A 26,896-nucleotide genomic window follows, 5' to 3' on the forward strand; every position below is an offset into this window, starting at 1 on the left:
TTTCACTATATGGGACGCGAAGGGGGGCTGTCTAGAAAGAGTCTATAAATAACTAATTATTCAGGATGAAAGGATAATAATGCACCTTTCATCCTGTCAATTTTACCACCACGCTTTATCAATGGCGGTATCTTGAATTTTAAATACCTCTCCAACTAGCGGAGTACTCAGTGATACTTGCTCTTGTCCTGCTTTTTTAGCGACACGTTTAAGTGGGTCATACCAAGCATGAAAGGCCAGATCGAATGTTCCATTATGCACTGGCACCATCACATCACCTTGTAAATCGAGGTGAGCTTGTACTGATTGTTCTGGTGTCATGTGAATGTCAGCCCAATCTTTGTCGTAAGCACCGGTTTCAATAAAAGTGATATCAAACGGCCCATAGCGATTACCAATTTCTTTAAAGCCAGCAAAATAGCCAGAGTCACCGCTAAAATAAAAGCGCTTGTCATTTACTTTAATAGCCCAAGAGCCCCAAAGAGTTTTATTGCCGTCTGTTAAACCTCGGCCAGAAAAGTGCTGGGTTGGGGTAAATACAATTTGGCTATTTGCCATATTTTGCTCTTGCCACCAATCAAAGCTATGCACCTTTTTTTCATCAACGCCCCATTTTTTCAGGTCGTTTTCGACTCCTAATGGCACATAAAAAGAATCTGTTTTATCAACAAGCTGTTTAATTGCCGCTTTATCTAAGTGGTCATAATGGTTGTGTGAAATAAACACCTTGGCAATGTTTGGTAACTCTGCAATGCTGATAGGTGTTGGCTGAAAGCGCTTTGGCCCCATGAATGAAAAAGGCGAAGCGCGTTCTGAAAATACCGGATCAAATAGCCAGTATTCGCCATACACTTTCGCTAAAATAGAGGAGTGACCTAATTTCACAAAATGCACTGTGTCATTAGATAAACGCTCAAGCTGTGCATGAGAAACACAGTGCATAGGCAGTTCACCTTTTGGCTCTGCATCAATTTTCTTTTCTGTAATAAAGCGTTTGAAGATACCTAGCGTTTTCTTAAAGCTGGGTCTTTCTACCTCAGCAGTATTGTGGAACTTGCCATCAGATAATTGCGCAGAGTGGCTATTATCACTCACGCCTTCAGCGGCTAATTGATTATTCATAATAAACACTCCTATCACAATGCATAGAGTGGCGATTGCGAGCCATTTTAGAAATTTCATATCGTCACCATAAGTAAACTACACGGTGTAGTTTTTCATGGTTTGCTATAAAAGTAAACTATCTAGTGCATTTTTTATTTTTGCGTTACACTAGTAACCCTTATCGGAGGGGTCCATGAAATTATCACAGAGAAAACGATTAGATATTTTGAATGCAGCTGAGACATTGTTTTTTCAGCAAGGTGTTGAGCATACCAGTATGGATCAGGTTGCAAGCTTAGCGGGAGCCTCAAAGCGTACCGTATATAATCACTTTGAAAATAAAGATGTGTTGTTTCAAGCCATTCTAGTGTTTATGTTTGAAAAAGTCCGCCAAGAGCAAGCGGTTGTATTTGATGCCGCTGTGCCAATTGCACAGCAGTTAACACGCATTGCTGAACAAGAAGTGGCGCTTTTGACCTCTGAAGAGTTTTTAAAAGTAGCGAAAGTCGCTTTTATGCAGATGTTACAGCAGCCTGATTTAGCAAAATCATTAGCCAGTAATAACATGGGCTGTATGCAAGATCTGGTGGCGTTTTTAGAAGCGGGTGTGCAAGCACAGGTTTTAACTATTGATGATGTTGAGTTTGCAGCGAAACAGTTTGTGTATCAGTTAAAGTCGCTGATCTTTTATCCGTTGCTGTATGGCTTTGAGCGCCAAGAAGGCGACTCCGATAACAAAGTAATAAGCGAAACTGTAAAAATGTTCTTAGCGCGTTATGGGCGCTGATATTTTGGAACATAAAAAAGCCCGCTTAATGCTGGGCTTTTAAATAATTGTAAAAGTATTACTTCACTTCTTTACCAGCTGCTTGTTGGTCAGCATGGTAGCTTGAGCGAACAAATGGACCACAGGCCGCATGTGTAAAGCCAATTTCGTCTGCATAATCTTTTAAAGCATCAAACTCTGCTGGCGGCACATAGCGTTTAACCGGTAAGTGGTGCTTAGAAGGTTGTAGGTATTGACCTACTGTTAGCATATCAACGTTATGCTCGCGTAAGTCACGTAACACTTCTTCGATTTCGCTAATTTCTTCACCTAAACCTACCATCAAACCAGACTTAGTTTTCACATCTGGATGTGCTTCTTTAAAGCGGCGTAACAACTCAAGTGACCATTTATAGTCAGCACCTGGACGCGCTAATTTGTATAAACGCGGTGCTGTTTCTAGGTTGTGGTTAAATACATCTGGCGGCGTCTCGATTAAGATATCAAGGGCTCTGTCCATACGACCACGGAAATCAGGTACTAGAATTTCAATCGTGATTTCTGGGTTATGCTTACGAATTTCACGAATACAGTCAGCAAAGTGCTGTGCACCACCATCACGTAAATCATCACGGTCTACTGAGGTGATTACAACATAGCTTAGCTTCATGTCTTTAATAGTCAGCGCTAGCTTTTCTGGCTCAGCTGCGTCTGGCTTTAATGGACGGCCATGGGCAACATCACAGAACGGACAACGACGAGTACAAATAGCACCTAAGATCATGAAAGTCGCAGTACCATGGTTGAAACATTCAGATAGGTTAGGGCACGAAGCCTCTTCACACACTGAGTGTAAACCATGTTTACGCATCGCTTGTTTAATACCATCAATACGTTCAGTTGATTTTGGTAAGCGAATTTTTAGCCACTCTGGCTTACGCAACATTTCGTTTTTTTCAGTCGGTAAAACTTTAACTGGGATCAGTGCCATTTTTTCTGCATCACGCAGTTTTACGCCTGGTTCCATTTTGACTGGTTTATTCATTCGTTTTCAAACCCTTCAGTGTGCTTAACCACAGTAGCATTAAGCTTTTTAATCATGTGTTTTACAAGCCCTGCACCTGCTTGCTCGAGGTTTTGCGGACCGTTAAGATCGGTTGTTTGCACCATGTTCATGCCAGCATAGCCGCATGGATTAATACGTAAGAATGGACTTAGATCCATACTTACATTTAGTGCTAAACCGTGGAAAGAGCAACCGCGGCGAACGCGAAGGCCTAATGAGGCAACTTTGCTGTCGTTAACGTAAACACCGGGTGCATCCGCTTTCGCGTAGGCATCAATGTCGTAGTCTTTTAACGTATCAATAATGCACTCTTCAAGCCAGGTTACTAGCTCCCTTACACCAATGTTTAAACGACGTAAGTTGAATAGCACATACATCATTTGTTGGCCTGGTCCGTGATAGGTAACTTGACCACCACGATCCACTTGGATCACTTCGATATCACCGGTATTTAATAAGTGCTCAGCTTTGCCTGCTTGGCCTTGCGTAAATACTGGCTCGTGCTCTACAAGCCAAATTTCATCTGCTGTGTGCTCATCACGGGTGTCGGTAAAAGATTGCATTTTTTGCCAAATTGGCATGTAACGCTGACGACCTAGTTGACGAACGATTAATTCTCTTTCGCTCACGACTTACTCCGTAATCGGCCTATAGCATGTGACGTACGTCATCGATGTTGCTGATCACGTTGTAAATTTCTTCAATGTGCTCTTTACTTGTAACGGTTGCTACAAGCGTTACAGATTCGTAATTACCTTTGCTGCTTGGTTTTACCTTTGGCGCATAATCGCCAGGTGCAATTGGTTGCAGCTTTTCTAGGATCTGATCTGTTAGATTTACGTTAGCTAAGCCCATGATTTTAAATGTGAATGGGCATGGGAAATCTAAATACTCGTCAAACTTAGTATTTTTTACAGGTTGAACCACGACGGTGACTCCTCAAACAGTGAGTGTGCTTAATAGAGGTGTTCTCTGCCATTTCTTGGCGTTAAGCAAACTTAGATTACGACGCACTCGACCCAGCGCGACTGATATGGGGCGCATTCTATCATTTTTCAGACAAAAAAAAACGCCTTGCGGTGCAAGGCGTTTATAAACTTTATGACCAGATTACTGAATTTGTAAACGTAGGTAATCGTAGATCTTGCTAAAGAAGCTGCCTTCTTCCACTTCCTCTAGTGTAACTAGTGGATATTGTGCAATTTCTTCACCTTCAAGCTGTAAGAATAGCGTGCCTACTTTAGTACCTTTAGCAAGCGGCGCTTCTAATGTTTTATCAAGCTCGAAGTTCGCTTTTAAGTTTTTACGCTGACCACGTGGAATAGTAATAGGTGTATCTTCTAAGATACCTAACGATACGTTTTCTTTGTTACCCATCCAAATACGTTGCTCAGCAAAGCTGTCGCCTGCTTTATATGGCGTGATTGTTTCGAAAAAGCGGAAACCGTAGTTTAATAGTTTTTTGCTTTCAACTTTACGAGCACGTTCGCTTTCTGTGCCCATTACTACCGCTATTAAACGCATGTCATCTTTAGTTGCAGAAGTTACTAAGCTATAACCCGCTTCTGATGTATGGCCAGTTTTAATACCGTCAACGTTCATGCTTTCATCCCATAACAATGAGTTACGGTTGTATTGCTTGATGCCGTTAAAAGTGAATGATTTTTTCGCGTATACTTCGTACTCATCTGGTACATCGCGAATAAGTGCAGCACCTAATGTTGCCATATCACGTGGTGTCGTGAAGTGTTCGTTAGTATCTAAACCATGGCTATTCACGAAGTGGCTGTTAGTCATGCCAAGCTTTTCAGCGTGGGCATTCATTAAATCAGCAAATGCGCTTTCACTACCAGCAATGTGTTCAGCCATTGCTACACAGGCATCGTTACCTGATTGAATAATGATACCGTGGTTTAAGTCATCAACACTGATCTGCTTACCGACTTCGATAAACATTTTTGATGATTCAGGAAAATTCTTTGCCCAGGCTTTTTCACTGACTGTAACCATATCAGTTGGTGCAATATTACCTGCTTTGATTTCAGTACCAATTACATAACTGGTCATCATTTTGGTTAAACTAGCCGGTGCTAATTTTGTATCAGCTTCGCCTTCGGCAATTACTTTACCTGTGGTGAAATCAACCAAGAAATAACCTTTCGCATTAACTTGAGGTGGGGCAGGGATAATTTGGGCTGTTGCAGAAAATACGCTAGCAGTGCAAACAAGGCCACAAACGCCACTTAAGATTTTATATTTTATAGATTTCATCGTACTCATTAATGGTTAAAGTTAAACATGTTGCGTTGACCTATTCTAAAGGTCTTACTCACTGTAAAGCAAGAACGCGTTCTGAAATTGGTTTTGTTTTAGCTTTTCTAAAACTGCTTGTGCTTCTGCGGCATCTTTTATTGGACCAAGACGTAATCGATAGATTCCATCTTTTTCAATAATGTTTGTTGGCACATGATATTGCTGACGAAGTTGAAACGCGAGCGCTTCAACATTAGCAAGAGTACTTCCCGCTGCAACCTGAATGTAGCTTAAACGAGGGGCAGAATTGGCAAGGGTAACAGCCTCAACCTTAACACGGGCTGTACCTTGTCGGTAATAACCTAATTTATAGGCCGCAGAATAAGATAAATCGATAATCCGGTCATCATGAAATGGGCCACGGTCGTTTACGCGTACAATTACTGATTTTCCATTATCTAAATTTGTTACTCTGGCAAAGCTCGGTAGCGGTAGCGTTTTATGGGCTGCTGTCATCGCAAACATATCGTACACTTCGCCGTTTGAGGTGTGATAATTGTGAAACTTTCGACCATACCACGAAGCAATGCCTTCTTCTACATAGCCTGTTTCATCTAACATCGGCGTGTAGCGTTTACCACGGACTTCGTAAGGGCGACTAGCGCTTGCACTTTTAACAACCGGGGTGACTATGGCATCTTGCATTTCAAGTTCGGTTGGTTTTCGAAGCGGGGCTGCATCATGCTCCATAGCATAACGGCCTTGCTGAGATGAAGAGCTACATGCTGCTAGCAGCACAGAAAATAACGCTATAAGTAAGTAATTAACTCGCTGTGTCATTATTTTAAAAGCATCCTTTTATCGGTGGCGATAGACATGATAATGCCAAATCCTGCCATTAAGGTCACCATCGAGGTGCCACCATAACTTATCAGAGGTAACGGAACACCGACAACCGGTAGTAAACCCGAAACCATGCCAATATTTACAAATACATAAACAAAGAAGGTCAGTGTTAATGCGCCGGCAAGCAGTTTACCAAACGCATCTTGTGCGTTTACCGCAATATATAAGCCACGACCAATAATAAACAAGTACATACAAAGTAATAAACAAACCCCAAACAGGCCAAACTCTTCGCTCAGTACAGAAAAGATAAAATCGGTATGACGCTCAGGTAAAAACTCTAATTGTGATTGTGTGCCTTGCAGCCAGCCTTTACCTTCAACGCCGCCAGAACCTATCGCAATTTTCGATTGAATAATGTGGTAACCCGAGCCAAGCGGGTCGCTTTCAGGATCTAAAAAGGTCAGTACCCGTTGTTTTTGATAATCAAGCATCACGTAATGCCAAAACGGCCATGCTGCCAAACCAACAGTAGCAGATAAAAAGCCAATAAGACGCCAACTTAGCCCAGATAAAAATAATACAAATATCCCTGAGCTGGCAATCAGAATAGAGGTACCTAAGTCGGGTTGCTCTTTAATTAAAATGGTTGGCACCATTACAATCGCAAAGCCAATAATTAAATGGATGATTCTTGGCGGTAAATGGTTACGCCCGATATACCATGCAACCATCATTGGCACGGCAATTTTCATTAGCTCTGACGGCTGGAAACGGGTCACACCTAAGTCAAGCCAGCGCTGTGCGCCTTTTGAACTAACCCCGAATAACAACACCCCAACCAGCATTAAAAGCCCCACGCAGTAGAGCGGAATAACCATACTCTTTAATGTGTTAGGCGAAAACTGCGCGAGTATAAACATACCTAAGATAGCGCCAAACATACGTGTTGCGTGGCGTATCATCATGGCAGAGTCTTGGCCGCTAGCGCTGTAAACAATAGCAAGGCTGGCTACCATCATCGTCATAAGGGCAATAAGAAGTGGTAAATCGAGGTGTAGGCGCTGCCAAATTGAGCGTTTTTTATTTAATGGGATCATGGCGCGTCACTTTGGGCTATTTGAATCGGGTTCGCTGAAAAGTAGTAATCCATTAATTGACGCGCAATAGGCGCACCAACCGTACTACCACCACCGGTGTTTTCAACCACCACAGAGACCACAATTTGTGGGTCGTTATAGGGTGCAAAACCAACATAGATAGCGTTATCACGTTGGCGCTCTTTAAGTGATTTAGCGTCGTAACGCTCACCTTGAGCAATACTCACAACCTGAGCAGTACCTGTTTTACCAGCTGGGTCGTAATTCGCCCCTTTAAAAGCTTTATGCGCCGTACCTGTGACTTTATGTACGGTGTTGTGCATCGCATCTAGCGCAATTTGCCAATGATGAGGATTTTTTAATACTACAGGTGGCTTTTCATCATTATTAATTTGCGTTACTTCGTTTTCTTTTTTAGCGACTTGTACAAGGTGCGGAGGATGATCGAGCCCGCGGTTCACTAATATGTTGGTAGCATTAGCTATTTGCATTGGTGTTGCGGTCCAATAACCTTGGCCGATACCCACTGAAATGGTGTCGCCGCGCCACCATGACTCTCTAAAGCGGGCTTCTTTCCATTCTCGCGATGGCATAATGGCAGATGTTTCTTCATGAATATCGATTCCAGAGAGCTCACCAAAGCCAAATTGCGTCATAAAGTCACTGATTTTGGTGATCCCTAAACGGTAAGCAACATCGTAAAAATAGGTATCGCATGATTCTTCAATAGCACGATAAACATCAACATGACCATGGCCCCAACGTTTCCAGTCACGCCATTTGTGCTCCACATTAGGAATTTGGAAAAAACCCGGATCCCAAATTTGTGTTTGCTCGGTTACCAGTCCTTCTTCAAGGGCAAGGATCGACATATGAGGTTTTACTGTAGAGGCAGGTGCATAACGCCCTTGCGTGGTACGGTTAATTAGCGGTCGGTCTGGGTTTAACAACTTTTTGTAATCTGTACTGCTGATACCATGGACAAATAAATTCGGGTCATAACTTGGGTTGGAGTAGAGTGCTAAAACGCCGCCATCTTTAGCATCAAGCACCACAATGGCACCACGCATATCTTTTAAGGCATGTTGAGCAATTTGTTGCAGGCCAATATCTAAAGTCAGTACTAAGTCGTGACCTGGTTCAGGTGGCGTGAGGCTTAAAGTACGGATAACTCGGCCACGGTTATTCACTTCAACGCGTTGTGAACCAACTACACCATGAAGGAGTTCTTCGTAATACTTTTCGATACCCAGCTTACCAATGTCGTGCGTTGCACGGTAGTTAGTAGCTTGGTCTTCAGCTTCAAGTTTGGTGAGTTCTTTTTTGTTGAGTTTGGCAACATAACCTAAGGCATGGGTAAGGGTATCGCCATAAGGGTAATAGCGAGCTAAACGCGCTTCGATACTAAAGCCAGGAAACTTATGCTGATTAACCGAGAACTTTGCAACTTCGGTTTCGTCTAAACGGGCTTTTAATACTTGGCTTTTAAAGCGGCGATTATGCTTAATGTCATCTAGAAAGTCAGCTTTTTGTTGCTCAGTTATTTCGATAACTTTTTCAACTTCGCTCAGTGCCTCTTCAAGGTTATCAACTTCCTCGGGGATCACTTCTAAATTATAAACTGGCTTGTTTTCAGCCAGTAATACGCCATTTCTGTCGTAAATAAGCCCACGGTTAGGGGCAATTGGAATAACTTTGATGCGGTTATCGTTCGAACGTGTTTGATAGTCTTGATGTTCGATAACTTGGATGTTGTATAGGTTAGATAACAACACACCAATTAACAGTGTAACAAACACAAAACCCACAAATGCTCGGCGAGCAAATAAGTTTGCCTCAGCCGAGTGGTCTCGAATCGTGGGTCTGTGTTTTCGCATTGGCTTTACTACTCGCGATGATAAGGATGGTTGTTATTCAAGCTCCAGCCTCGGTATAGGCTTTCTGCAACAATGATGCGCACTAGCGGGTGCGGTAGTGTCAGGTTTGATAATGACCACTTTTGCTCAGACGCTGCAATACACTCAGGTGCTAAGCCTTCTGGTCCGCCAATCAATAAGCTAACATCGCGACCATCAAGCTGCCACTTTTCCATACTTTTTGCCAGCTGATGGGTATCCATGGGTTTACCGGTGACCTCTAGCGTTACAATGCGGTTGCCTTTAGGGATAGCAGCAAGGGTCTTTTCGCCTTCAAGTTGTAAAATACGTTTGATATCCGCATTTTTACCACGTTTACCTGCGGGGATTTCAATTAGCTCAAGGGGCATATCACGTGGGAAGCGACGTTGATATTCTGTGAATCCGGTTTCAACCCATGCTGGCATTTTGGTGCCAACAGCAATCAATTGTATTTTCAAAATGGTTACCTATGTCCTTGCTAAGGGTTAGCCCCAAAGTTTCTCTAGATCATAGAAGTCGCGAGATTGGTCTTGCATTACATGCACAACCACATCACCTAGGTCTACAAGCACCCATTCGCCTTCGTTTTGGCCTTCGTAACCGAGAGGCTCTTCACCTGCATGGCGTGCTTCTTTAGCAACGTGATCAGCAATCGATTGTACATGGCGTTTAGAGTTACCTGAGCACACTAACATGTAATCAGTAATGTCAGACTTACCACGAACATCAAGCTGTACCACATCACGGGCTTTCATATCGTCGACTTTATCAAGGGCAAATGCGAGTAGTTGTTTAGAATCCAAAGTGTTTTCTCAAAAATAAATAATCTTAATTTGTTATTTTATCACGCAGGCAGTATTTATTCATCTGTTTGGTAAAGATGATGCTGCGCAATGTATTGACTTACATTGGTAGGTAAAAGTTCCGCTATACCGTCATTTAAATGCAGCTTTTTTCTGATTTCGCTTGAGGCGGCATTAACTTGTAAGCCATTTAAAAAGAATAACTTACCTGCAGGGGCTTGTTGTAGCTGGCTAAGTTGCTCTGTTACGGCATTCTCTTTATAAGCTGCAAGTTCACCAGATACTTGGCAGTGCTGCCCCGGGCGCTGGTACACGACGATATGACAAAGTTTGACAATCTCTTGCCATTTAAACCATTTATCTAGACTATTGAATGAGTCCATGCCGATTAAAAACATAATCGGCGCTGCTGGGTTTTCTGCACGAAGCTCTTCTAAACTCAGCAAAGAATAAGACGCACCTTCTCGGTTTAGTTCACGGTAATCGATAGCAAAATGCGGATTGTCGTCAATCGCAAGTTTTAGCATATTAATGCGATGCTCATCACTTATTCCTGGCTTGGCTTTATGAGCAGGAATAGCGCAAGGCATGAAGTAAAGGGTATCGAGTTGGCACTGCTGAACACACTGCTGGGCCATATTAATATGACCTAAGTGAATTGGATCAAAGGTGCCACCAAAAATAGCAATCATGAATTGTTACTCTTAGTCAAAGACCGGGTGGCAAGGTAAAGGTATCGCCACAGGTTGGCAAAACACTAAGCATATTTGCATTAATGCTTGGTAGGGGGCTACAAGGTTGCCTTGTTTATATGCGGCATCAAACTGAGCTAATTGTTTGGTAATTTGTTCGAGTACTTGGATGTTCAAGCGATTTAAGGCCTGTTGCACAACAGCTTGTTGGTTTTTCCAAATATTATACTTTTTGTATAAATCAGCCATATTGGCACCATTCAAGCGCCCGTGTTGCATAGCCAGTAAGTTAGCTGCTTCTTTATTGATGGCCCAAAAAATACTCATGGCTTCAGTGTTATCAGCAGCCAGTTTAGTCATTACTTTAACCGCTTGTTCGGCGTGGCCATTTAATAAAGCATCACTTAAATCAAAAATATCAAATTTTGACTGATTCAGTAGCCCTTGCATAACGGCTTGCTGGTCAATTAGCTCACTACCATATAGCAAAGATAGCTTTTCTAACTCTTGATGACAGGCAAGTAAATTTCCTTCTGTGGCATCAATTAAGCTTTGTTTCGCGTTGTTATGAAGATTTAAGTTTAAACGGTAGCATTGCTCATCTAACCAGCGGCTCAGGTGATTACCTGTTAATGGGTAACAAGGAACAAATAAGCCTTGCTTATCGAGGGCTTTAAACCAAGCACTGCGTTGAATATCTTGGCTGGCTTTGGCACCTTTTAAAACCAAAATAGTATCGGGATTAGCAAGCTCAACAAGCTGCTTAAAGATTTGACTGCCTTGCGTACCTGGTTTTTGCTCGTTTAAATCAAACTCAATTAAGGTACGAGCGCTGAACAGTGACATACTTTGGTATTGAGCAACAATTTCTTGCCAATCAAAACCCGGCATTAAAGTAAATTTGATTACCTCGTCAAAGCCTTGCTGTTTAGCTGCTTGACGAATTTGCATGATGCACTGAGCAATTTGATAAGGCTCTTCACCAAACACCATGTAAAAAGGCGCGAGGCCTTTTTTTAACTGGCTAGGAAGCTGGTTTGCATAACAACGCATTACAGTTGTGATAACTCACGAACAATACGACGACTCGCTTGCTTACGAATTTCGCCTAATAGCAAATCAAGCTCTTTTGCTTTTGCAAGGGCATTGTCTGGGTCGTCTTGGTAGTTACGATACAATTCAAAGCTTTGATTAATCGCTTTTTGTCCAGGGCGCTTCAGGGTATAGCTTACGCTGTAGGCAAGTTCATATTCAGCAACCTGACCATTATCAAACAATGACAGAATTTGACGCTCTAAACGATCTCTGTGAATCTTTAATTCAGGGTGTTTACCAACTTGGTTAAGCTCAACTTTACTCGCAATCAGTTCTTTTTCAACTAATTCGAATAAGGCTGACTTTTCATCATCACCAACAAGGGTGATTACTTTCAAGTCGTCAGGCAAGTTAGAGGCTTTCTTTAAATGAAAGCCACAACTTGTCAGCAGTAAACAGACTAGCGCAAGGGCTAGTCCGTTTTTCAGTGCTTGAAGCGCTGCCATCTTAGTTAGCAACCACGTTAAGTAGTTTGCCAGGTACGTAAATTACTTTACGGATAGTCGCGCCTTCAGTGAACTTAGTCACGTTTTCTTCAGCAAATGCTAATGCTTCAACTTGCTCTTTGGTTGCATCTGCAGGCACTGTTAACTTAGCACGTAGCTTACCGTTAACTTGTACAATGATTAGCTTCTCATCTTCAACAAGTGCTGACTCATCAACTGTTGGCCATGCTGCATCTAAGATGTCGCCTTCTTTGCCAAGGTCTTGCCATAACTGGTGACACATGTGCGGTGTGATAGGCGCAAGCATGATAAGTAATGCTTCAAGTGCTTCGTTAGCAATTGCCACATCTTGTTTATCAGCAAGTGGTGCCTTAAGTAACTTGTTCGAGATTTCCATGATAGCAGCGATTGCAGTGTTGAACGTTTGACGACGTTCAACGTCATCAGTCACTTTTGCAATTGCTTTATGAAGTTCACGACGAAGAACTTTTTGGTCGTTGTTTAATGCTGATTTATCAAGCGCTTGGTAGCCTACTGTTTCTACATCAACAGCGTATTTCCAAATACGTTTTAAGAAACGCATTGCACCTTCAACACCTGAATCAGACCATTCAAGAGTTTGCTCTGGTGGTGCTGTAAACATCATGAATAAACGAACTGTATCTGCACCGTACTCGGCAATAACTTGTTGCGGGTCGATACCGTTGTTTTTCGATTTCGACATTTTGCTCATGCCCGCAGAGAATACCGGCTCGCCATCTTCTTTGTGCCACGCTTTAACAACACGACCTTTGTCGTCTGTTTCAGTTTGTACGTCTGTTGGTGAAATCCAGATATCACCGCCTTTCTCATCTTTACGATAGAAAGTATCAGCTAGTACCATGCCTTGACATAATAAGCGCTCAAATGGCTCATCTGAGTTTACTAAACCAAAGTCACGTAATAGTTTGTGGAAGAAACGCGAGTAAAGTAAGTGCAAGATTGCATGCTCAATACCACCAATGTATTGGTTTACTGGTAACCAGTAATTGGCAGCACCTGGCTCGATCATGCCTTCGTCAAAACGTGGGCTACAGTAACGAGCGTAGTACCAAGACGATTCCATGAAGGTATCGAAGGTATCAGTTTCGTGGAATGCAGGCGCGCCATTTACAGTTGTTTTAGCCCACTCAGGATCAGCTTTGATTGGTGAAGTCACACCATTCATTACAACGTCTTCTGGTAAGCGAACTGGAAGCATGTCTTCTGTTGCTGCAAGCTCATCACCATTTTCGTCGCTAAGCATTGGAATTGGAGAACCCCAGTAACGCTGACGGCTAACACCCCAGTCACGTAGACGGAAATTAACTTTACGCTCACCTACACCCAGCGCTTCTAGTTTGTCTGCAACGGCATTAAATGCTGCTTCAAACTCAAGACCATCGAACTCACCTGAGTTAACTAACACGCCTTTTTCTGTGTATGCTTGATTGTCTAAATCAACCGTTTCTTCAGAGCCTGCAGCTGGTGCGATAACTTGGGCAATTTCAAGGCCATAAGCTGATGCGAACTCGTAGTCACGTTGGTCATGTGCAGGAACAGCCATAACTGCGCCTGAGCCGTAATCCATTAATACAAAGTTAGCAACCCAAATTGGTACTTGCTTACCTGTTAATGGGTGAATCGCATAAAAGCCAGTTGCAATGCCTTTTTTGTCCATGGTTGCCATGTCTGCTTCAGCGATTTTCGTGTTTTTACACTCATCAACAAACATAGCTACAGCGTCGCTGTTTTTAGCGGCTTCTTGTGCAATTGGGTGACCTGCAGCAACTGCTACGTAAGTCACACCCATAAAGGTATCTGGGCGCGTTGTATAAACACTGAATGTATCTTCGTTATCGGCACGCTTAAATTCGATTTCTAAACCTTCAGAGCGACCAATCCAGTTGCGTTGCATGGTTTTAACTTGCTCAGGCCAGTGATCAAGTTTATCTAAATCGTCTAGTAGCTCTTGTGCGTAATCAGTGATTTTGATGAACCATTGTGGAATTTCTTTTTGCTCAACAATAGCACCTGAACGCCAACCACGACCATCAATAACTTGTTCGTTAGCAAGTACAGTTTGGTCAACTGGATCCCAGTTTACTGTTGACATCTTTTTGTATACTAAGCCTTTTTCGTAAAGCTTAGTGAAGAACCACTGTTCCCATTTGTAGTATTCTGGGTGACATGTTGCGATTTCACGATCCCAATCATAACCAAAGCCTAATTGCTTTAACTGGTCGCGCATGTAATCGATGTTTTCGTAAGTCCACTTAGCAGGTGCTGTGTTGTTTTTGATTGCCGCATTTTCAGCAGGTAGACCAAACGCATCCCAACCCATAGGTTGCATTACGTTTTTGCCTTGCAAGCGTTGGAAGCGTGATACTACGTCACCAATGGTGTAGTTACGAACGTGACCCATGTGGAGTCGGCCGCTTGGGTATGGGAACATAGATAGGCAGTAATACTTTTCTTTGCTCTCATCTTCAGTGACTTTAAATACTTGGTTTTCTTCCCAGTAGGCTTGTACTTTTGACTCAATGTCTTGCGGGTTATATTGCTCTTGCATCTACGATTCCAGACTTCTTGCAAATTAATAAAAAATTGTCGATAAGGATAACCCAAAATACATGCTAATCACAGCGGCAAATAGGCGCTTTTGTTAATTTTCCAAGGAAATATATTTTCAGGGCAGGTTAACCTATACTCAACTAGAATAACGGTTGATTTTTCATCATTTTTGAAGGAGTAAACGATGGCAGATTATAAATCTTGGCTTAGCGATTTAAGTGCATGGCTTAAAGACGTAAAAGATCATGAGCTAAAAGATGCAATGGAAAAATTTGTTGAGTCAGAGCAGGCACTTAAAGACTTAGGACAAGAAAAGCTTAATCAGTATCGTGACTATCTGCAGCGCGATATCGACCACATCAAAGAAAACGACAGTCACTATGATTCACTCGCATGGCTAGAGCTTAAAGAATCGCTTTGGTATGAGTTATCGCACATTGAAGATAAAACCCAACTCGAATGGCAAGCCTTAAACCAAGATTTTCAACATAATGGTGTTTATCAAGAGGGAGAATGGATAGCCATGGGCACATTAGTATGTAAAAATTGTCAGCATAGTTACGATGTTTACCATGCTACGCAAATTACTCCTTGTACTGAATGTGGCGGTATTTATTTTCGCCGTAAGGCATTACAACCTTAATCAGTGACGCAGGCTTGTGCTGGGCGTTACCTATAATGCCCAGTCAAGACTGGGAAATAAGAAGTTAGAATGACAAAAAAACTAATCCCTCTACCTATTTCTGCGTTAGCGCCTAAGATTGCAGCAAGTCATGTTGCGACTTGTATGCAAAACCCATATCCAGAAGCGTTGCCATTTATTGGTCAACAACGTGCACAAAGTGCCCTCGATTTTTCACTCGGAATGGAATTACCGGGTTACAATGTTTATGTGATGGGTGAAGCGGCTCATGGTCGTTACACCTTAGTAAAAGACAAACTCACAGCCCATTCAAAAGACCGCCCAACGCCTAATGAGTGGTTGTATGTTAACAACTATGATGACCACCGCGAGCCAATCGCGTTATTTATGCAAGCAGGTCAATCAAAGCAATTAGCTGACGATATAGATTCATTCATTGACGAAGTACTCGATACATTCCCAGCAGCTTTTGACAACCCGGGTTATCAACGCAAGAAAAAGTCAATCGATCGTGAATTCACCGATACTTACGATGCGGCAATTACTGCTGTTGAAATTGCAGCTCTTGAACAAAGTGTGGCACTGATTGAAGAAAATGGCGTTGTTGGGTTTGCGCCTTTAGTGAATGGTAAACAACTGAGCGACAGTGAATTTGCTGCTCTTGATGAGCCACTGCGTATCGAATTTTATGAGGTTATCGAAAAGCTTGAAGATGCGTTAATCGAAGCATTAATTGAGCTTCCTCGCTGGAAACGAGAGTCATCCGAAAAGCTACGTAACCTTAAAAAATCAACTGCTGAGCTTGCCACTAAGCCACTCATTAAAGCCCTTGAACATAAATACGCGACACACATCGGTGTATTACGTTATTTAAAAGATATTCGTGAAGAAATCATTGATGCGGTACTTGAATGGCTCGACGATGATGAAAACGACGAAAACAAAGAAGACTTTGACCGTAAAGGGATGCTCACAGACTTCTTTGCGCCAAACATTCTAGTCGAATACAAAGAGGGCGATGCAGCCCCTGTGGTGTATGAGCCAAACCCGACCTTTGGCAATATTTTCGGCAAAATTGAATATGCGACTTCGCAAGGCTCGCTTATCACCAGTTACCGCTCAATTCAGCCAGGTGCACTGCATCGTGCTAATGGTGGCTATTTGATTATGGATGCCGAGAAAGTCATGGCGAACCCACAAGTGTGGGATGGCCTTAAACTTTCTTTAAAAACGCATCAAATCAAAAACGACTTACCATATCAAGACAGCTCTGTGGGAAGTAGCTTTACGTTACGTCCTCAGCTTATTCCTCTTGATGTAAAAATAGTGCTGCTAGGCTCTCGCGACCTTTATTACACCATTGGTGAATATGACGAAGAGTTTGCAGAGTTATTCCGTGTCCTTGCTGACTTTGATTATTACTTGCCAAGTAGCGATAAACTGCAATATCAGTTTATTACCAAGGTGACTGAGTATTGTCAGCAAACACTCAATTGCACGGTAAATGAAGCGGCAATGGCGAGGTTATTAAAGTTTAGTTATCGCCAAGCTGAGCACCACAACAAGCTCTCAGCTCGCTTTGCTGATGTATTAGAATTAGTGGCAGAAGCCAGTTTTTATGCCAAACAAGATGGCCAAACAGTGATTGATGCTCATCACATAGATGAAGCCATTGTTGGTAAGCAATACCGTACAGGGCAAATTTCTGAAACCATGCTGAGTGATATCAAAGAGGGGCAAATTTTAATTGCAACCGAAGGTCACGCAGTGGGCAAAGTAAATGGCTTAACTGTGCTACATATTGGCGATACCTCATTTGGTACACCTGCACGCATTACAGCCACTGTATACGCGGGTGCAGATGGCGTTATTGACGTTGAACGTGAAGCCGAGCTGGGTAAAGCCATTCACTCAAAAGGGGTGATGCTATTAACTGGTTACTTAGGTAATAAATATGCTCAGCAATTTAGCCTAACGCTCAGTGCCAATATCGCAATAGAGCAAAGCTATGGCTACATCGACGGTGATAGCGCCTCATTAGCAGAGCTGTGCGCGCTTATATCAGCCATTACAAACTTACCTATTAGCCAATCTATTGCACTGACAGGTTCAATTAACCAGCATGGTGATGTGCAATCAATTGGTGGCGTAAACGAGAAAATTGAAGGTTTCTTCAAACTTTGCAAAATGCGTGGCTTAACCGGTGAGCAAGGGGTGATTATTCCTAAATCAAACCAAGTTAATTTAGTGCTTGATGACGAAGTACTCGATGCCGTTGAAAAAGGGCGCTTTAATATTTATGCCGTTGAAACCGTTGATCAAGCACTGAGCTTATTAATGGATAAAGACGCAGGTGAAATGACCGCAGAAGGTTACCCTGAAGGTTCTATTAACGCGCTAGCCTTAGCAAGGCTTGCCAATATTGCAGATATCGTAAATGGCGACAATGATGATGAGAAGGACGCAGAATGATTAATTTAATACTTTTACTGATCATTGGTACTTTTTGTTTTTTAATTTTTAAAAACAGTAAAAAGGCGAAGCTACAAGCCCTTGAAAATGAAAAACTCGCCGCCGACTTTTTAGCGAACAATAGTAAAGCTGACGATGTTCATGAAACCGCATCTGGGCTGCAATACAAAATTGAGCAAAGTTCAGGGAATGACACAAAGCCAAGTGCAACCAGTAAAGTAAAGGTTCACTATCATGGCACGCTTATGGATGGCAGTGTTTTTGACAGTTCAGTGGTAAGAAATTCGCCAATCAGCTTTGGTTTAAATCAAGTCATTGCAGGTTGGACCGAAGGCTTACAGCTAATGAACGAAGGGGATAAGTTTACCTTTTATATCCCGCCTCAGCTTGCTTACGGCCGTAAACGCGTCGGCAGCATTCCAGCAGGTTCGCTACTTATATTTGATGTAGAGTTGATTAAGATAGAATCTTAAAATGTTAAAAAGGCTTCATCATGAAGCCTTTTTTAATTGCCTGCTAAAGTAGTTGAACAGATTTACCTCAATGCAAACATTATTAAATGTAAAGTAGCTGAGACTTTTAAAGTAATTTGCTCTTTCGAACATGCACGTTGCAGTGTAATAACTAGTTAATCTTGCGTTGACAAAATTGCTCGGTCGCTATAAAAGGTCTACAGTACCCTTTTAGGGTATTTTATTTGCGCTGAAGTAGTAAAGCCTCATCTCATTTTTTAAAATGAACTTCTATAGCCCATAGAAAACCTTCAGAAAATTAGGTTGTTTCTTGTATTTTGGTTATTTTAAAGTTGTATTAATAAAAGGATTTTTGAATGTACAAACTTATATTATTGTTTATTATTTTTTCGGGAATATCCTTGCCTGCTTTTGGTCAGGCAGAAGTTGAAATCTGCAATAATTGCTCTCAAAGTCAAAAAGACAAGGTTGCAAGGCTAAGCGTTAACTCTGATACTAAAGCTGTCATTGTGGTCGATATGATTAATGAAACAGCATTAAAATATGATACTAACTACATTGAAGATCGTTATGGTGAGCCATTAGTTAGTGTTTCTTTGTCTGAGCTTAGTAATGATGAAGCTTTTGATTTAGACCTTCTCTATGAATACCGCAAAGAGTTAGTACGTGTAATAACGCGTGCTTCTGAAAAGAGTATGCTTAAAAATGCGCAAAGTACTCAACGTAATATATCGACTCCTAAGTATACTAATTCCAATGTAAATGATAATTCTCCGATAGGAAAGGGGATTGAAGTCAAGGGAAGTCCCTATGACTTTTTGCTTGCCAGTTATTTTAGAAATGATGTTTATGACTTTTATTTTGCGGGTGAGACATTAGCTTTAACAAAAATATTATTACCAACTAAGGGAACAATTAAATTTCCGAATATGAATAAGTTAAAGCTATATGTTCGTATAAACTTTTATAGTGATGATTTGGCTAAAAGCCTAAATGGTTTTGTTAGCGTAACACTAAACCCAGTAATTAAGTCATTTAATATTTTAGGTGGGCGGGATGGATTTAAAAACTCAATTCCTTTGAACCAAGACGAAATTAGTGGTCATGATTTTATATTCGCAAATGCTAAGAGCGAAGATAAAAATGAGAGCGAAAGAAATGAACACGCCAAGTTTGAAAGATACTCCAGCTCACTAGAAGGAGGAGTTAGCTGCCGAGTTGTGGAAACCAAAACGAAGGGAAATAAAAAAATATACACTTATCAATGCTAGCGTTATAAGTTAAAGAGTGGAGTTACCACTCTTTAACTGTCGTCTAAACTTTTACTTGTTATTTTTAATCCTAGCAAGCACACCAACAGTACCGAGTAATATCACCACCGCCCACACAGGCCAATTGCCGTATTGGCTATAAATACTATCGCCTTTAATCAAAGTGATATTGGCCTCAAGTACATCAGCTTTAAATTGTGGCATAGCTAATTGTGATTTAGCGATAGGGTCGTAAACGGCGCTAATACCATTATTAGTAACACGAATTAGTGGGCGCTGTAACTCTAGGGCGCGCATACGCGCTATTTGCATGTGCTGATGCGGGCCATGTGAGTCACCAAACCATGCGTCGTTACTCACTGTGAATAAAATGTCGGAGTCACTGCGATAATTACCACGAACCAACTCAGAAAAGGCAATTTCATAGCAAATAGCCGGTAAAATATTTAAACCATTTGCGCGTAAATTGTTTTGCACTTCATCGCCGCGAGTGAAAGATGACATAGGTAAATCAAACAGTGGCGCAATTGGACGCAAGAAGTCCTGAAACGGCACAAATTCACCAATAGGTAATAACTGATGCTTTTGATAGCGGTTTTTACCTAAATATTGATAGTGGCCTTCACTGTCATCGTGTTCTTTTTTACCAAGCACTATTAAAGTATTAAAAATGTTACGCGTGTCGTATTGGTAATCAACGATACCGGTAATAAGCGCGGTGTCATTAAACGTTGCGGCACTATCAAGGCCTGTTAAATATTCGGTTGATAATGCTTCAAGCTCAGGCACAGCAGCTTCTGGCCAAACAATTAAATCAGCATTCCAATGCAGGCGAGTCATATCTTGGTATTTGCTCATAGTCGTCCAGAACTCAGACGGTTCAAAGCGAAGATGCTGTTTAATATTACCCTGCACTAGTACAGTTTTAATGGTTTTGTCTTGGTAGTGTAGCTGGCTGCTGCTTGCAATCGCATATAAGCCAGCAAATAGGGCTACAGAGACGATAAGAGGTTTACCATCTTTATTTGCTAGGCGATATAAAGCAAACGCAATTAATATACATACAAGCGTAATCCCAAACTCACCAATCACTGGGGCTAAAAAATTAAGTGGGCTGTCTGTTTGCGTGTAACCAAAACTCAGCCACGGAAAGCCCGTTAGCAATGTGCCACGTAAGTATTCTGTTGTTGCGATAGCGGCGAGCAACCAACATATAAAGCTATATGGGCCTGTAGCAAGGCGTGTTGCCAGCCAAGTAGCTAATGCAGGATAAAGGGCTAAATAAGCACAAAGCAGCACCATTAACGAAAGTGATGCGATTAATGGCATGCCACCAAAGGTCGCTATTGATACATGCACCCAGCTTATACCTGCACCAAACCAACCTAAACCAAATATAAAGCCATATTTAGCACTTTGTTTAGCGGCTAATTTACCGTTTGCGAGAGGGTTAATGCAGTAGAGTAGAGCACCAAGGGAAAGAAAAGTTATAAACCATAGGTTATAGGGTGCGTAACTTAAGGTTAAAAAGAGGCCCGCAACAAGTGCGAGCCAGGCTTTTTTATCTTTTGCAAGGTGACTTAGGTTAGTTAGCAGTTTCTTCACTGTCGTTATCATCAGCCTTTGGAATGGTGACTTGCAATTGTAAGATACGGCGGTTATCTGCGTTAGTGACTTTAAATTGTAAGCCTTCTACCTCGATTGTTTCACCACGGCTTGGCATGTGGCCAAATGCATGTAAAACAATACCACCTATGGTGTCAGCATCTGAGGTGCTGTAACCAGTTTTAAAATACTCATTAAAGTCATCAACTTCAGTCAGCGCTTGCACAGCGTAAACGTGTTTTGCAACTTGGCGAATATCTTGTAGGTCTTCACTTTCATCGTGCTCATCTTCGATTTCACCAACGATGATTTCAAGAATATCTTCGATAGTGACAAGACCAGACACACCACCATACTCATCAATAACAATCGCCATGTGGTAACGTTGTTGACGGAACTCATTAAGCAGCGTGTCTACACGTTTACTTTCAGGCACTACAACTGCAGGACGCAAATATTCACGTAAAGAAGGCAGTTGCTCATCTTTATTGATGATCAGTGGTAATAAATCTTTTGCTAATAAAATACCCTCAACATGGTCTTTGTCTTCACATACCACAGGAAAACGTGAATGTGTTGAATCAACCATCATAGGTAATAGCTCTTCTAATGGTGTATCAACCTCTAAGGTTACCATTTGCGAGCGTGGGATCATGATGTCCCGCACTTTCAGCTCTGATACACCTAGCACCCCTTCAATCATATCCTTGGTTTCAGGGTCGATAAGGTCGCGTTCTTGCGCATCGGCAATTACTTCTACCAGCTCTTCTCTATTCTGGGGTTCCCCTTGCAACATTTGGGCTATGCGGCCCAGCCACGTTTTGCCAGAAGAACCCTGGCTAGTTTGCGAGTTGTCGTCGCTCATTGCGTCTAATTGCTCCGTTAATTTAAATATCGTCTCGATATGGGTCAGCGATGTTCAGATCGGCAAGTAATTGCTTTTCTATGCTTTCCATTTCAAGTGCATCTTCGTCCTTTATATGGTCAAATCCAAGTAAATGCAAGCATCCATGGATAACCATATGGGCAAAATGGTCGTGAAAGGTTTTTTCTTGCTCAATTGATTCGGCTAAAACAATAGCCGGACAAATTATTAAATCACCTACTAAAGGTAACTCAATGCCCGGTGGTGCTTCAAATGGAAAAGATAAGACATTAGTCGGTTTATCTTTGCCGCGGTAATCATTGTTGAGCTGCTGGCTTTGTGCTTCATCACTGATCACTATAGTCAGCTCTGCATCTTCACGGTAGTTGCTAAGGGCTTTGTCAGCCCATAGCTGGAATTGTTCAAAGCTTGGTAAGTCGTCAAACTCACAGGCTATTTGTAAATCTAATTCGGTCACGAGTTTGCTTCTTGTTGGTTTGCTTGCGCTTCTTTCGCACGTTGCTTCTCTGCACGTTTTAAACGTTCTGCTTCATCGTTTCGCTCATAAGCTTCAACGATACGAGCAACAACCGGGTGGCGAACCACATCGTGTGATTGGAAGAAGTTAAAGCTAATTTCATCGACACCGTTTAATACTTCGATGGCATGACGTAGGCCTGAGCGGGCACCGCGCGGTAAATCGACTTGTGTAATATCACCCGTGATCACCGCTTTTGAATTAAAACCAATACGGGTTAAGAACATTTTCATTTGTTCTGCTGTGGTATTTTGGCTTTCATCGAGAATAATAAACGCGTCATTTAGCGTACGACCACGCATGTAAGCAAGGGGCGCAACTTCAATCACGTTTTTCTCAATTAGCTTTTCTACACGCTCAAAACCCAGCATTTCAAATAATGCATCGTATAAAGGGCGTAAATACGGGTCGATTTTTTGGCTTAAGTCACCCGGTAAAAAGCCTAGCTTTTCACCTGCTTCAACCGCAGGACGAGTTAATAAAATACGGCGAATTTCTTGACGCTCTAAGGCATCAACGGCTGCAGCAACCGCTAAATAAGTTTTACCTGTACCAGCAGGGCCAATACCAAAGGTAATATCGTGATGCAAAATATTTGCTACATACACGCCTTGATTATCATTGCGCGGTTTAATAACGCCACGGCGAGTTTTAATCACCATGTCTTTGCCATATACACCTGGGTTTTCATCTTGCTCTAGCGCATTTGATTCGCTAATTGCCAAATGTACGGCTTCAGGTTCAATCTCGCCAATCAGGCCGCGAATAGGTTGAGTTTCAATATAGAGGTTTTTTAGTATCTCAACAGCCGCAGCTGCAAGGTGCAGTTTACCGGTTACTCTGAAGAAATTATCACGGTGTGCAATCTCAACACCAAGGCGGCGTTCAATTTGCTTAATGTTTTCGTCAAACGGACCACATAAAGATGAAAGGCGTTTGTTGTCGGCGGGTTCTAAATAAATCTCTAATGTTTTTAACTGATTACTCAAAATTGCTTCCTATTGATGGGTGCAGGCTGTGCCTGCACCAAGTGTCACCCTAAGGTACGAAAGTAGCAACGCCAATTTCGTTAGGGGCCGTAGCGGCCTCAGCTTCAGCAGCTTTATTTAAAATAGCTGAAGGTGCCACATCACGGCGTAAGTTCATTTCTGATTCTGTACGAATTAACTCACCACGTAAAGAGTTTGGCAATGCTTCTGTAATACGTACATCAACGAATTGACCGATCACTGAGTGAGGGCCTTCAAAGTTAACCACTCGGTTGTTCTCAGTACGGCCACGTAATTCCATTGGGTTCTTCTTAGAAGGACCTTCAACTAGGATACGCTGTTCGGTATCAAACATTTGGCGACTGATTTGCTGCGCCATTTGCGTGATACGGTTTTGCAGAATGTATAAACGTTCTTTTTTCTCTTGCTCTGTTACGTCATCTGGTAAATCAGCAGCAGGCGTACCAGGGCGCGCACTGTAGATGAAGCTAAAGCTCATATCAAAACCAATATCATTGATAAGGTTCATAGTTGCTTCAAAGTCCGCTTTACTTTCGCCAGGGAAACCAATGATGAAGTCTGAAGACATGCTTAGGTTAGGGCGAATTTTACGTAACTTACGAATCGTAGACTTGTACTCGAGTGCAGTGTGACCACGTTTCATAAGGTTAAGAACACGGTCTGAACCACTTTGCACTGGTAAGTGTAGGTGGTCAACAAGCTCAGGTACGTCTGCGTACGCATCAATGATATCTGGCGTAAATTCTACTGGGTGCGATGTGGTATAACGAATGCGGTCAATACCGTCAATCGCAGCGACATAACGTAATAGATCAGAGAAGTAACAAATTTCACCGTCGTGAGTTTCACCACGATACGCATTTACGTTTTGACCAAGTAGGTTTACTTCGCGAACACCTTGCTCTGCAAGTTGGGCAACTTCAAGTAATACGTCATCAAGAGGGCGGCTTACTTCTTCACCACGCGTATAAGGAACTACGCAGAATGTACAGTATTTAGAACAACCTTCCATAATTGATACAAACGCAGTTGGGCCTTCCGCTTTTGGCTCAGGTAAACGGTCGAACTTTTCAATCTCAGGGAATGAAACGTCAACTACCGAGCTGCTGTCGCCACTTTGCACTTGCTTAATCATTTCAGGTAAGCGGTGTAATGTTTGCGGGCCAAAGATTACATCAACAAACGGTGCACGTTGACGAATTGAGTCACCTTCTTGCGATGCAACACAGCCACCAACACCAATGATTAATTCTGGTTTGTCGTCTTTTAATAGTTTCCAACGGCCTAGCTGATGGAATACTTTCTCTTGTGCCTTTTCACGGATTGAACAGGTATTGAGTAAGATCACGTCAGCGTCTTCAGCTTCTTCAGTTAACTGATAGCCGTTAGTCGCATCTAGTAGATCAGCCATTTTCTGAGAGTCGTACTCGTTCATCTGACAACCCCAGGTTTTAATATGCAGCTTTTTACTCATTGAAATATAGCCTCGTTTTCAATTCGGTAGTGACACAAAAATGTGTTAGAAACAGGATTAAGTGGCAAGTATGCCGACTTAAAGGACGCGTATTTTAGCTGGATACCCGCACAGATCCAAGTATAGTTTTTATCTTTGTGGTGTGAAATCAAACAAGTCACTGTTTTGAAATTCATAAGCGGTAAATGCACTGACACGCAATATTGAATTACGTTACAATTTATCCCGTATTTAAATAGCCAAATGAGCGAATATTAAATGAATAAAAATAAGGTAATTGTTGTCGGTGGCGGCATGGTAGGTGCTGCTACTGCTGTAAAACTGGCCAAGCAGGGTAGGGATGTCACCGTTATTGAAAAGCACCTTATCGATGCTGATCAAATTTTAAGCTCAGATAAGGTAGATATTCGCATTTCGGCTATTAATCGTTTTTCAGAGAATTTACTTGATGAGCTTGGTGCAATGCCGTTGCTAAGACAAAATCGTATCGCACCTTATCAACAATTAGAGGCCTACCAGCAACAAGGCGAAAATTTATTGTTTGATAGCCATGAGATTGGCGAAACGCATTTAGGTCATTTAATCGAAAATAATTTAATTCAAGCAAGTCTTTGGCAGCAATTCGCCAAGTACAACATCGAAGTGATAGAGCAACTATCAGCCATTACGGATATTACTCAAACGGCTGATTCAATCACCTTACATTATGGCGATACTCAATATACCGCTGATTTAGTTGTTGCTGCAGATGGTGGACAGTCACAATTGCGGACTAAAGCTGGTTTAGGTGTAACGGGTTGGCAATATGGCCAGCATTGCATGGGCGTGTTAATCAAATTAGATGCCCCGCAGCAGGTAAAAACGTGGCAACAATTTACGCCAAGCGGCCCAGTAGCATTTTTACCGATGCAGGCGCCTTATGCTAATTTAATTTGTTATCACGAGGCTGCGGTTTTAAAGCAGTGGCAAAAGTTGTCGAATGAGCAACTTAAAGCAAAACTCATTGACCATTTTCCTGAGCTACCGGGCGACTTTGAATTACTTGAGCATGCTGTTTTTCCACTTGCACGCCAACACGCCAATGATTATTCGCACGGACGTTTAGTTTTAGTGGGTGATTCGGCGCACACAATTAACCCGCTTGCTGGGCAAGGTGTGAACCTAGGGTTTCAAGATGTTGTAGCACTGGCAGATATTTTGGCAGATCAACCTGATGTTGGTCAGCAAGCGTTATTAAAACGCTACGAGAAAAAACGCCGCCACGCTAATTTACTGATGATGAGCATGATGGATGCATGTTACTTTGGTTTTTCAAACGAGATTAAACCATTGAGCTGGGTGCGCAGTAAGTTTTTAAAGCTTGCTAATAACACAGGCCCTGCAAAGAACTGGGTTTTAAAGTACGCGATCAGCGGGACATTAAGTTAATCGTAAAAAATTAATCTTCAAAAGACAAAGAAGCGGGGTAATGAAAATTAGCCCGTTTTTTTGTGCTAATACTGAATATACTTTGGAGAAACTTGAAACTTGAAACTTGAAACTTGAAACTTGAAAGGGAAGTAAGTAGTTGGCTGGGATACCAGGATTTGAACCTGGGAATGGCAGGATCAAAACCTGCTGCCTTACCGCTTGGCGATATCCCAACGCTAAACTTGAAGAGTTTTAGTTCTACTTAAGAACATGGTGCGGAAGGAGAGACTTGAACTCTCACAACCGAAGTTACTGGAACCTAAATCCAGCGCGTCTACCAATTCCGCCACTCCCGCATCATTTGTACTAAAAGTACTGGTAGTTATTTTAGACTCTTCATTGAGTATTCTTTATCACTTTAAGAAAGTGGCTGGGATACCAGGATTTGAACCTGGGAATGGCAGGATCAAAACC

General features: G+C 42.1%; 25 protein-coding genes and 2 tRNA genes. 6 read left to right on the top strand and 21 right to left on the bottom strand.

Annotated features, from left to right (window positions below):
* Positions 1–102: 102 nt before the first annotated feature.
* Positions 103–1,122, bottom strand: a complete 1,020-nt coding sequence (locus tag WA256_RS02355; RefSeq protein ID WP_269407602.1) for an MBL fold metallo-hydrolase — start codon at positions 1,120–1,122, stop codon at positions 103–105.
* Between the two features lie 175 nt (positions 1,123–1,297).
* Here WA256_RS02355 and WA256_RS02360 point away from each other — a divergent pair, with 175 nt between their 5' ends.
* Complete coding sequence (locus WA256_RS02360; protein ID WP_062564346.1) at positions 1,298–1,891, top strand: TetR/AcrR family transcriptional regulator; 594 nt, start codon at positions 1,298–1,300, stop codon at positions 1,889–1,891.
* A 58-nt stretch (positions 1,892–1,949) separates the two neighbouring features.
* Here WA256_RS02360 and lipA read toward each other — a convergent pair whose 3' ends face one another.
* From lipA to leuS, 13 genes are all read right to left on the bottom strand, one after another.
* Positions 1,950–2,915: a lipoyl synthase gene (gene lipA / locus WA256_RS02365; protein WP_054551675.1), complete on the bottom strand. Its 966-nt coding sequence runs from the start codon at positions 2,913–2,915 to the stop codon at positions 1,950–1,952.
* Positions 2,912–3,565, bottom strand: a complete 654-nt coding sequence (lipB, locus tag WA256_RS02370; protein ID WP_082389180.1) for a lipoyl(octanoyl) transferase LipB — start codon at positions 3,563–3,565, stop codon at positions 2,912–2,914. Before lipB ends, lipA begins: the two co-directional genes overlap by 4 nt.
* 19 nt (positions 3,566–3,584) lie before the next feature.
* On the bottom strand, positions 3,585–3,863 hold the full coding sequence (gene ybeD, locus WA256_RS02375) for a DUF493 family protein YbeD (RefSeq protein WP_054551674.1): 279 nt from the start codon (positions 3,861–3,863) through the stop codon (positions 3,585–3,587).
* 183 nt (positions 3,864–4,046) lie between these two features.
* A complete protein-coding gene (locus WA256_RS02380; protein WP_054551673.1) occupies positions 4,047–5,207 on the bottom strand; it encodes a serine hydrolase in 1,161 nt (386 codons plus the stop codon).
* A 54-nt stretch (positions 5,208–5,261) separates the two neighbouring features.
* Entirely contained in the window at positions 5,262–6,029 is a 768-nt protein-coding gene (locus tag WA256_RS02385; RefSeq protein WP_335988781.1) for a septal ring lytic transglycosylase RlpA family protein, read from the bottom strand.
* The gene (gene rodA / locus WA256_RS02390) at positions 6,029–7,135 is read right to left on the bottom strand and encodes a rod shape-determining protein RodA (protein ID WP_062564348.1); all 1,107 of its coding nucleotides are present in this window, start codon (positions 7,133–7,135) and stop codon (positions 6,029–6,031) included. Before rodA ends, WA256_RS02385 begins: the two co-directional genes overlap by 1 nt.
* Positions 7,132–9,012, bottom strand: coding sequence for a penicillin-binding protein 2 (gene mrdA, locus WA256_RS02395; RefSeq protein ID WP_054561830.1), 1,881 nt, complete (start codon positions 9,010–9,012; stop codon positions 7,132–7,134). The genes rodA and mrdA overlap by 4 nt, the downstream gene beginning before the upstream one ends.
* 8 nt (positions 9,013–9,020) lie before the next feature.
* Complete coding sequence (gene rlmH, locus WA256_RS02400; protein ID WP_036967350.1) at positions 9,021–9,491, bottom strand: 23S rRNA (pseudouridine(1915)-N(3))-methyltransferase RlmH; 471 nt, start codon at positions 9,489–9,491, stop codon at positions 9,021–9,023.
* A gap of 27 nt (positions 9,492–9,518) precedes the next feature.
* Positions 9,519–9,836 (bottom strand): ribosome silencing factor, encoded by a 318-nt coding sequence (rsfS, locus tag WA256_RS02405; RefSeq protein WP_054561829.1) that lies wholly within the window; start codon positions 9,834–9,836, stop codon positions 9,519–9,521.
* Between the two features lie 56 nt (positions 9,837–9,892).
* Positions 9,893–10,528 carry a nicotinate-nucleotide adenylyltransferase gene (nadD, locus tag WA256_RS02410; RefSeq protein ID WP_063527533.1) on the bottom strand — a complete coding sequence of 212 codons (636 nt, stop codon included), beginning with the start codon at positions 10,526–10,528 and terminating at the stop codon, positions 9,893–9,895.
* A 12-nt stretch (positions 10,529–10,540) separates the two neighbouring features.
* Positions 10,541–11,581: a DNA polymerase III subunit delta gene (gene holA, locus WA256_RS02415; protein ID WP_062564350.1), complete on the bottom strand. Its 1,041-nt coding sequence runs from the start codon at positions 11,579–11,581 to the stop codon at positions 10,541–10,543.
* On the bottom strand, positions 11,581–12,069 hold the full coding sequence (locus tag WA256_RS02420; RefSeq protein ID WP_062564351.1) for an LPS-assembly lipoprotein LptE: 489 nt from the start codon (positions 12,067–12,069) through the stop codon (positions 11,581–11,583). The genes holA and WA256_RS02420 overlap by 1 nt, the downstream gene beginning before the upstream one ends.
* A gap of 1 nt (position 12,070) precedes the next feature.
* On the bottom strand, positions 12,071–14,659 hold the full coding sequence (gene leuS / locus WA256_RS02425; RefSeq protein ID WP_175079005.1) for a leucine--tRNA ligase: 2,589 nt from the start codon (positions 14,657–14,659) through the stop codon (positions 12,071–12,073).
* A gap of 186 nt (positions 14,660–14,845) precedes the next feature.
* On the opposite strand from leuS, the gene WA256_RS02430 reads away from it, so the two are divergent.
* The 4 genes from WA256_RS02430 to WA256_RS02445 all read left to right on the top strand — a co-directional run bounded on the left by WA256_RS02430 (position 14,846) and on the right by WA256_RS02445 (position 19,520).
* Entirely contained in the window at positions 14,846–15,304 is a 459-nt protein-coding gene (locus tag WA256_RS02430; protein WP_054551664.1) for a zinc ribbon-containing protein, read from the top strand.
* Positions 15,305–15,373: 69 nt separating this feature from the next.
* Entirely contained in the window at positions 15,374–17,776 is a 2,403-nt protein-coding gene (locus WA256_RS02435) for a Lon protease family protein (RefSeq protein WP_055196909.1), read from the top strand.
* Positions 17,773–18,249, top strand: a complete 477-nt coding sequence (locus WA256_RS02440; RefSeq protein ID WP_063527285.1) for an FKBP-type peptidyl-prolyl cis-trans isomerase — start codon at positions 17,773–17,775, stop codon at positions 18,247–18,249. Before WA256_RS02435 ends, WA256_RS02440 begins: the two co-directional genes overlap by 4 nt.
* Positions 18,250–18,605: 356 nt before the next feature.
* On the top strand, positions 18,606–19,520 hold the full coding sequence (locus WA256_RS02445) for a hypothetical protein (protein ID WP_335988793.1): 915 nt from the start codon (positions 18,606–18,608) through the stop codon (positions 19,518–19,520).
* A gap of 51 nt (positions 19,521–19,571) precedes the next feature.
* Here the strand turns inward: WA256_RS02445 and lnt are convergent, their stop codons facing one another.
* Genes lnt through miaB form a run of 5 tightly spaced genes read right to left on the bottom strand, consistent with a single transcriptional unit; the run spans position 19,572 to position 25,012 of the window.
* Positions 19,572–21,125, bottom strand: coding sequence for an apolipoprotein N-acyltransferase (lnt, locus tag WA256_RS02450; protein ID WP_304637662.1), 1,554 nt, complete (start codon positions 21,123–21,125; stop codon positions 19,572–19,574).
* Positions 21,106–21,990: a CNNM family magnesium/cobalt transport protein CorC gene (corC, locus tag WA256_RS02455; protein ID WP_054551660.1), complete on the bottom strand. Its 885-nt coding sequence runs from the start codon at positions 21,988–21,990 to the stop codon at positions 21,106–21,108. The genes lnt and corC overlap by 20 nt, the downstream gene beginning before the upstream one ends.
* Positions 21,991–22,012: 22 nt before the next feature.
* Positions 22,013–22,468: an rRNA maturation RNase YbeY gene (gene ybeY / locus WA256_RS02460; RefSeq protein WP_054551659.1), complete on the bottom strand. Its 456-nt coding sequence runs from the start codon at positions 22,466–22,468 to the stop codon at positions 22,013–22,015.
* Positions 22,465–23,517, bottom strand: coding sequence for a PhoH family protein (locus tag WA256_RS02465; RefSeq protein ID WP_054551658.1), 1,053 nt, complete (start codon positions 23,515–23,517; stop codon positions 22,465–22,467). Before WA256_RS02465 ends, ybeY begins: the two co-directional genes overlap by 4 nt.
* Before the next feature lie 49 nt (positions 23,518–23,566).
* Positions 23,567–25,012, bottom strand: a complete 1,446-nt coding sequence (gene miaB / locus WA256_RS02470; protein ID WP_054551657.1) for a tRNA (N6-isopentenyl adenosine(37)-C2)-methylthiotransferase MiaB — start codon at positions 25,010–25,012, stop codon at positions 23,567–23,569.
* 258 nt (positions 25,013–25,270) lie between these two features.
* Here miaB and WA256_RS02475 point away from each other — a divergent pair, with 258 nt between their 5' ends.
* Positions 25,271–26,440, top strand: coding sequence for an FAD-dependent oxidoreductase (locus tag WA256_RS02475; RefSeq protein ID WP_130167033.1), 1,170 nt, complete (start codon positions 25,271–25,273; stop codon positions 26,438–26,440).
* A gap of 140 nt (positions 26,441–26,580) precedes the next feature.
* Here the strand turns inward: WA256_RS02475 and WA256_RS02480 are convergent.
* Positions 26,581–26,655, bottom strand: a tRNA-Gln gene (locus tag WA256_RS02480).
* A gap of 38 nt (positions 26,656–26,693) precedes the next feature.
* A tRNA-Leu gene (locus WA256_RS02485) sits at positions 26,694–26,778 on the bottom strand.
* Positions 26,779–26,896: the final 118 nt, after the last annotated feature.

This window comes from Pseudoalteromonas sp. CH_XMU1449-3, assembly GCF_037027245.1.
GTDB lineage: Bacteria > Pseudomonadota > Gammaproteobacteria > Enterobacterales > Alteromonadaceae > Pseudoalteromonas > Pseudoalteromonas shioyasakiensis.

Bases quoted from the DNA above. Each gene is read 5' to 3' on its own strand.
- WA256_RS02355 (WP_269407602.1), bottom strand. From the start codon at position 1,122: ATGAATAATCAATTAGCCGCTGAAGGCGTGAGTGATAATAGCCACTCT.
- WA256_RS02360 (WP_062564346.1), top strand. From the start codon at position 1,298: ATGAAATTATCACAGAGAAAACGATTAGATATTTTGAATGCAGCTGAG.
- lipA (WP_054551675.1), bottom strand. From the start codon at position 2,915: ATGAATAAACCAGTCAAAATGGAACCAGGCGTAAAACTGCGTGATGCA.
- WA256_RS02380 (WP_054551673.1), bottom strand. From the start codon at position 5,207: ATGAAATCTATAAAATATAAAATCTTAAGTGGCGTTTGTGGCCTTGTT.
- WA256_RS02385 (WP_335988781.1), bottom strand. From the start codon at position 6,029: ATGACACAGCGAGTTAATTACTTACTTATAGCGTTATTTTCTGTGCTG.
- rodA (WP_062564348.1), bottom strand. From the start codon at position 7,135: ATGATCCCATTAAATAAAAAACGCTCAATTTGGCAGCGCCTACACCTC.
- mrdA (WP_054561830.1), bottom strand. From the start codon at position 9,012: ATGCGAAAACACAGACCCACGATTCGAGACCACTCGGCTGAGGCAAAC.
- nadD (WP_063527533.1), bottom strand. From the start codon at position 10,528: ATGATTGCTATTTTTGGTGGCACCTTTGATCCAATTCACTTAGGTCAT.
- holA (WP_062564350.1), bottom strand. From the start codon at position 11,581: ATGCGTTGTTATGCAAACCAGCTTCCTAGCCAGTTAAAAAAAGGCCTC.
- WA256_RS02420 (WP_062564351.1), bottom strand. From the start codon at position 12,069: ATGGCAGCGCTTCAAGCACTGAAAAACGGACTAGCCCTTGCGCTAGTC.
- leuS (WP_175079005.1), bottom strand. From the start codon at position 14,659: ATGCAAGAGCAATATAACCCGCAAGACATTGAGTCAAAAGTACAAGCC.
- WA256_RS02430 (WP_054551664.1), top strand. From the start codon at position 14,846: ATGGCAGATTATAAATCTTGGCTTAGCGATTTAAGTGCATGGCTTAAA.
- WA256_RS02435 (WP_055196909.1), top strand. From the start codon at position 15,374: ATGACAAAAAAACTAATCCCTCTACCTATTTCTGCGTTAGCGCCTAAG.
- WA256_RS02440 (WP_063527285.1), top strand. From the start codon at position 17,773: ATGATTAATTTAATACTTTTACTGATCATTGGTACTTTTTGTTTTTTA.
- WA256_RS02445 (WP_335988793.1), top strand. From the start codon at position 18,606: ATGTACAAACTTATATTATTGTTTATTATTTTTTCGGGAATATCCTTG.
- corC (WP_054551660.1), bottom strand. From the start codon at position 21,990: ATGAGCGACGACAACTCGCAAACTAGCCAGGGTTCTTCTGGCAAAACG.
- miaB (WP_054551657.1), bottom strand. From the start codon at position 25,012: ATGAGTAAAAAGCTGCATATTAAAACCTGGGGTTGTCAGATGAACGAG.
- WA256_RS02475 (WP_130167033.1), top strand. From the start codon at position 25,271: ATGAATAAAAATAAGGTAATTGTTGTCGGTGGCGGCATGGTAGGTGCT.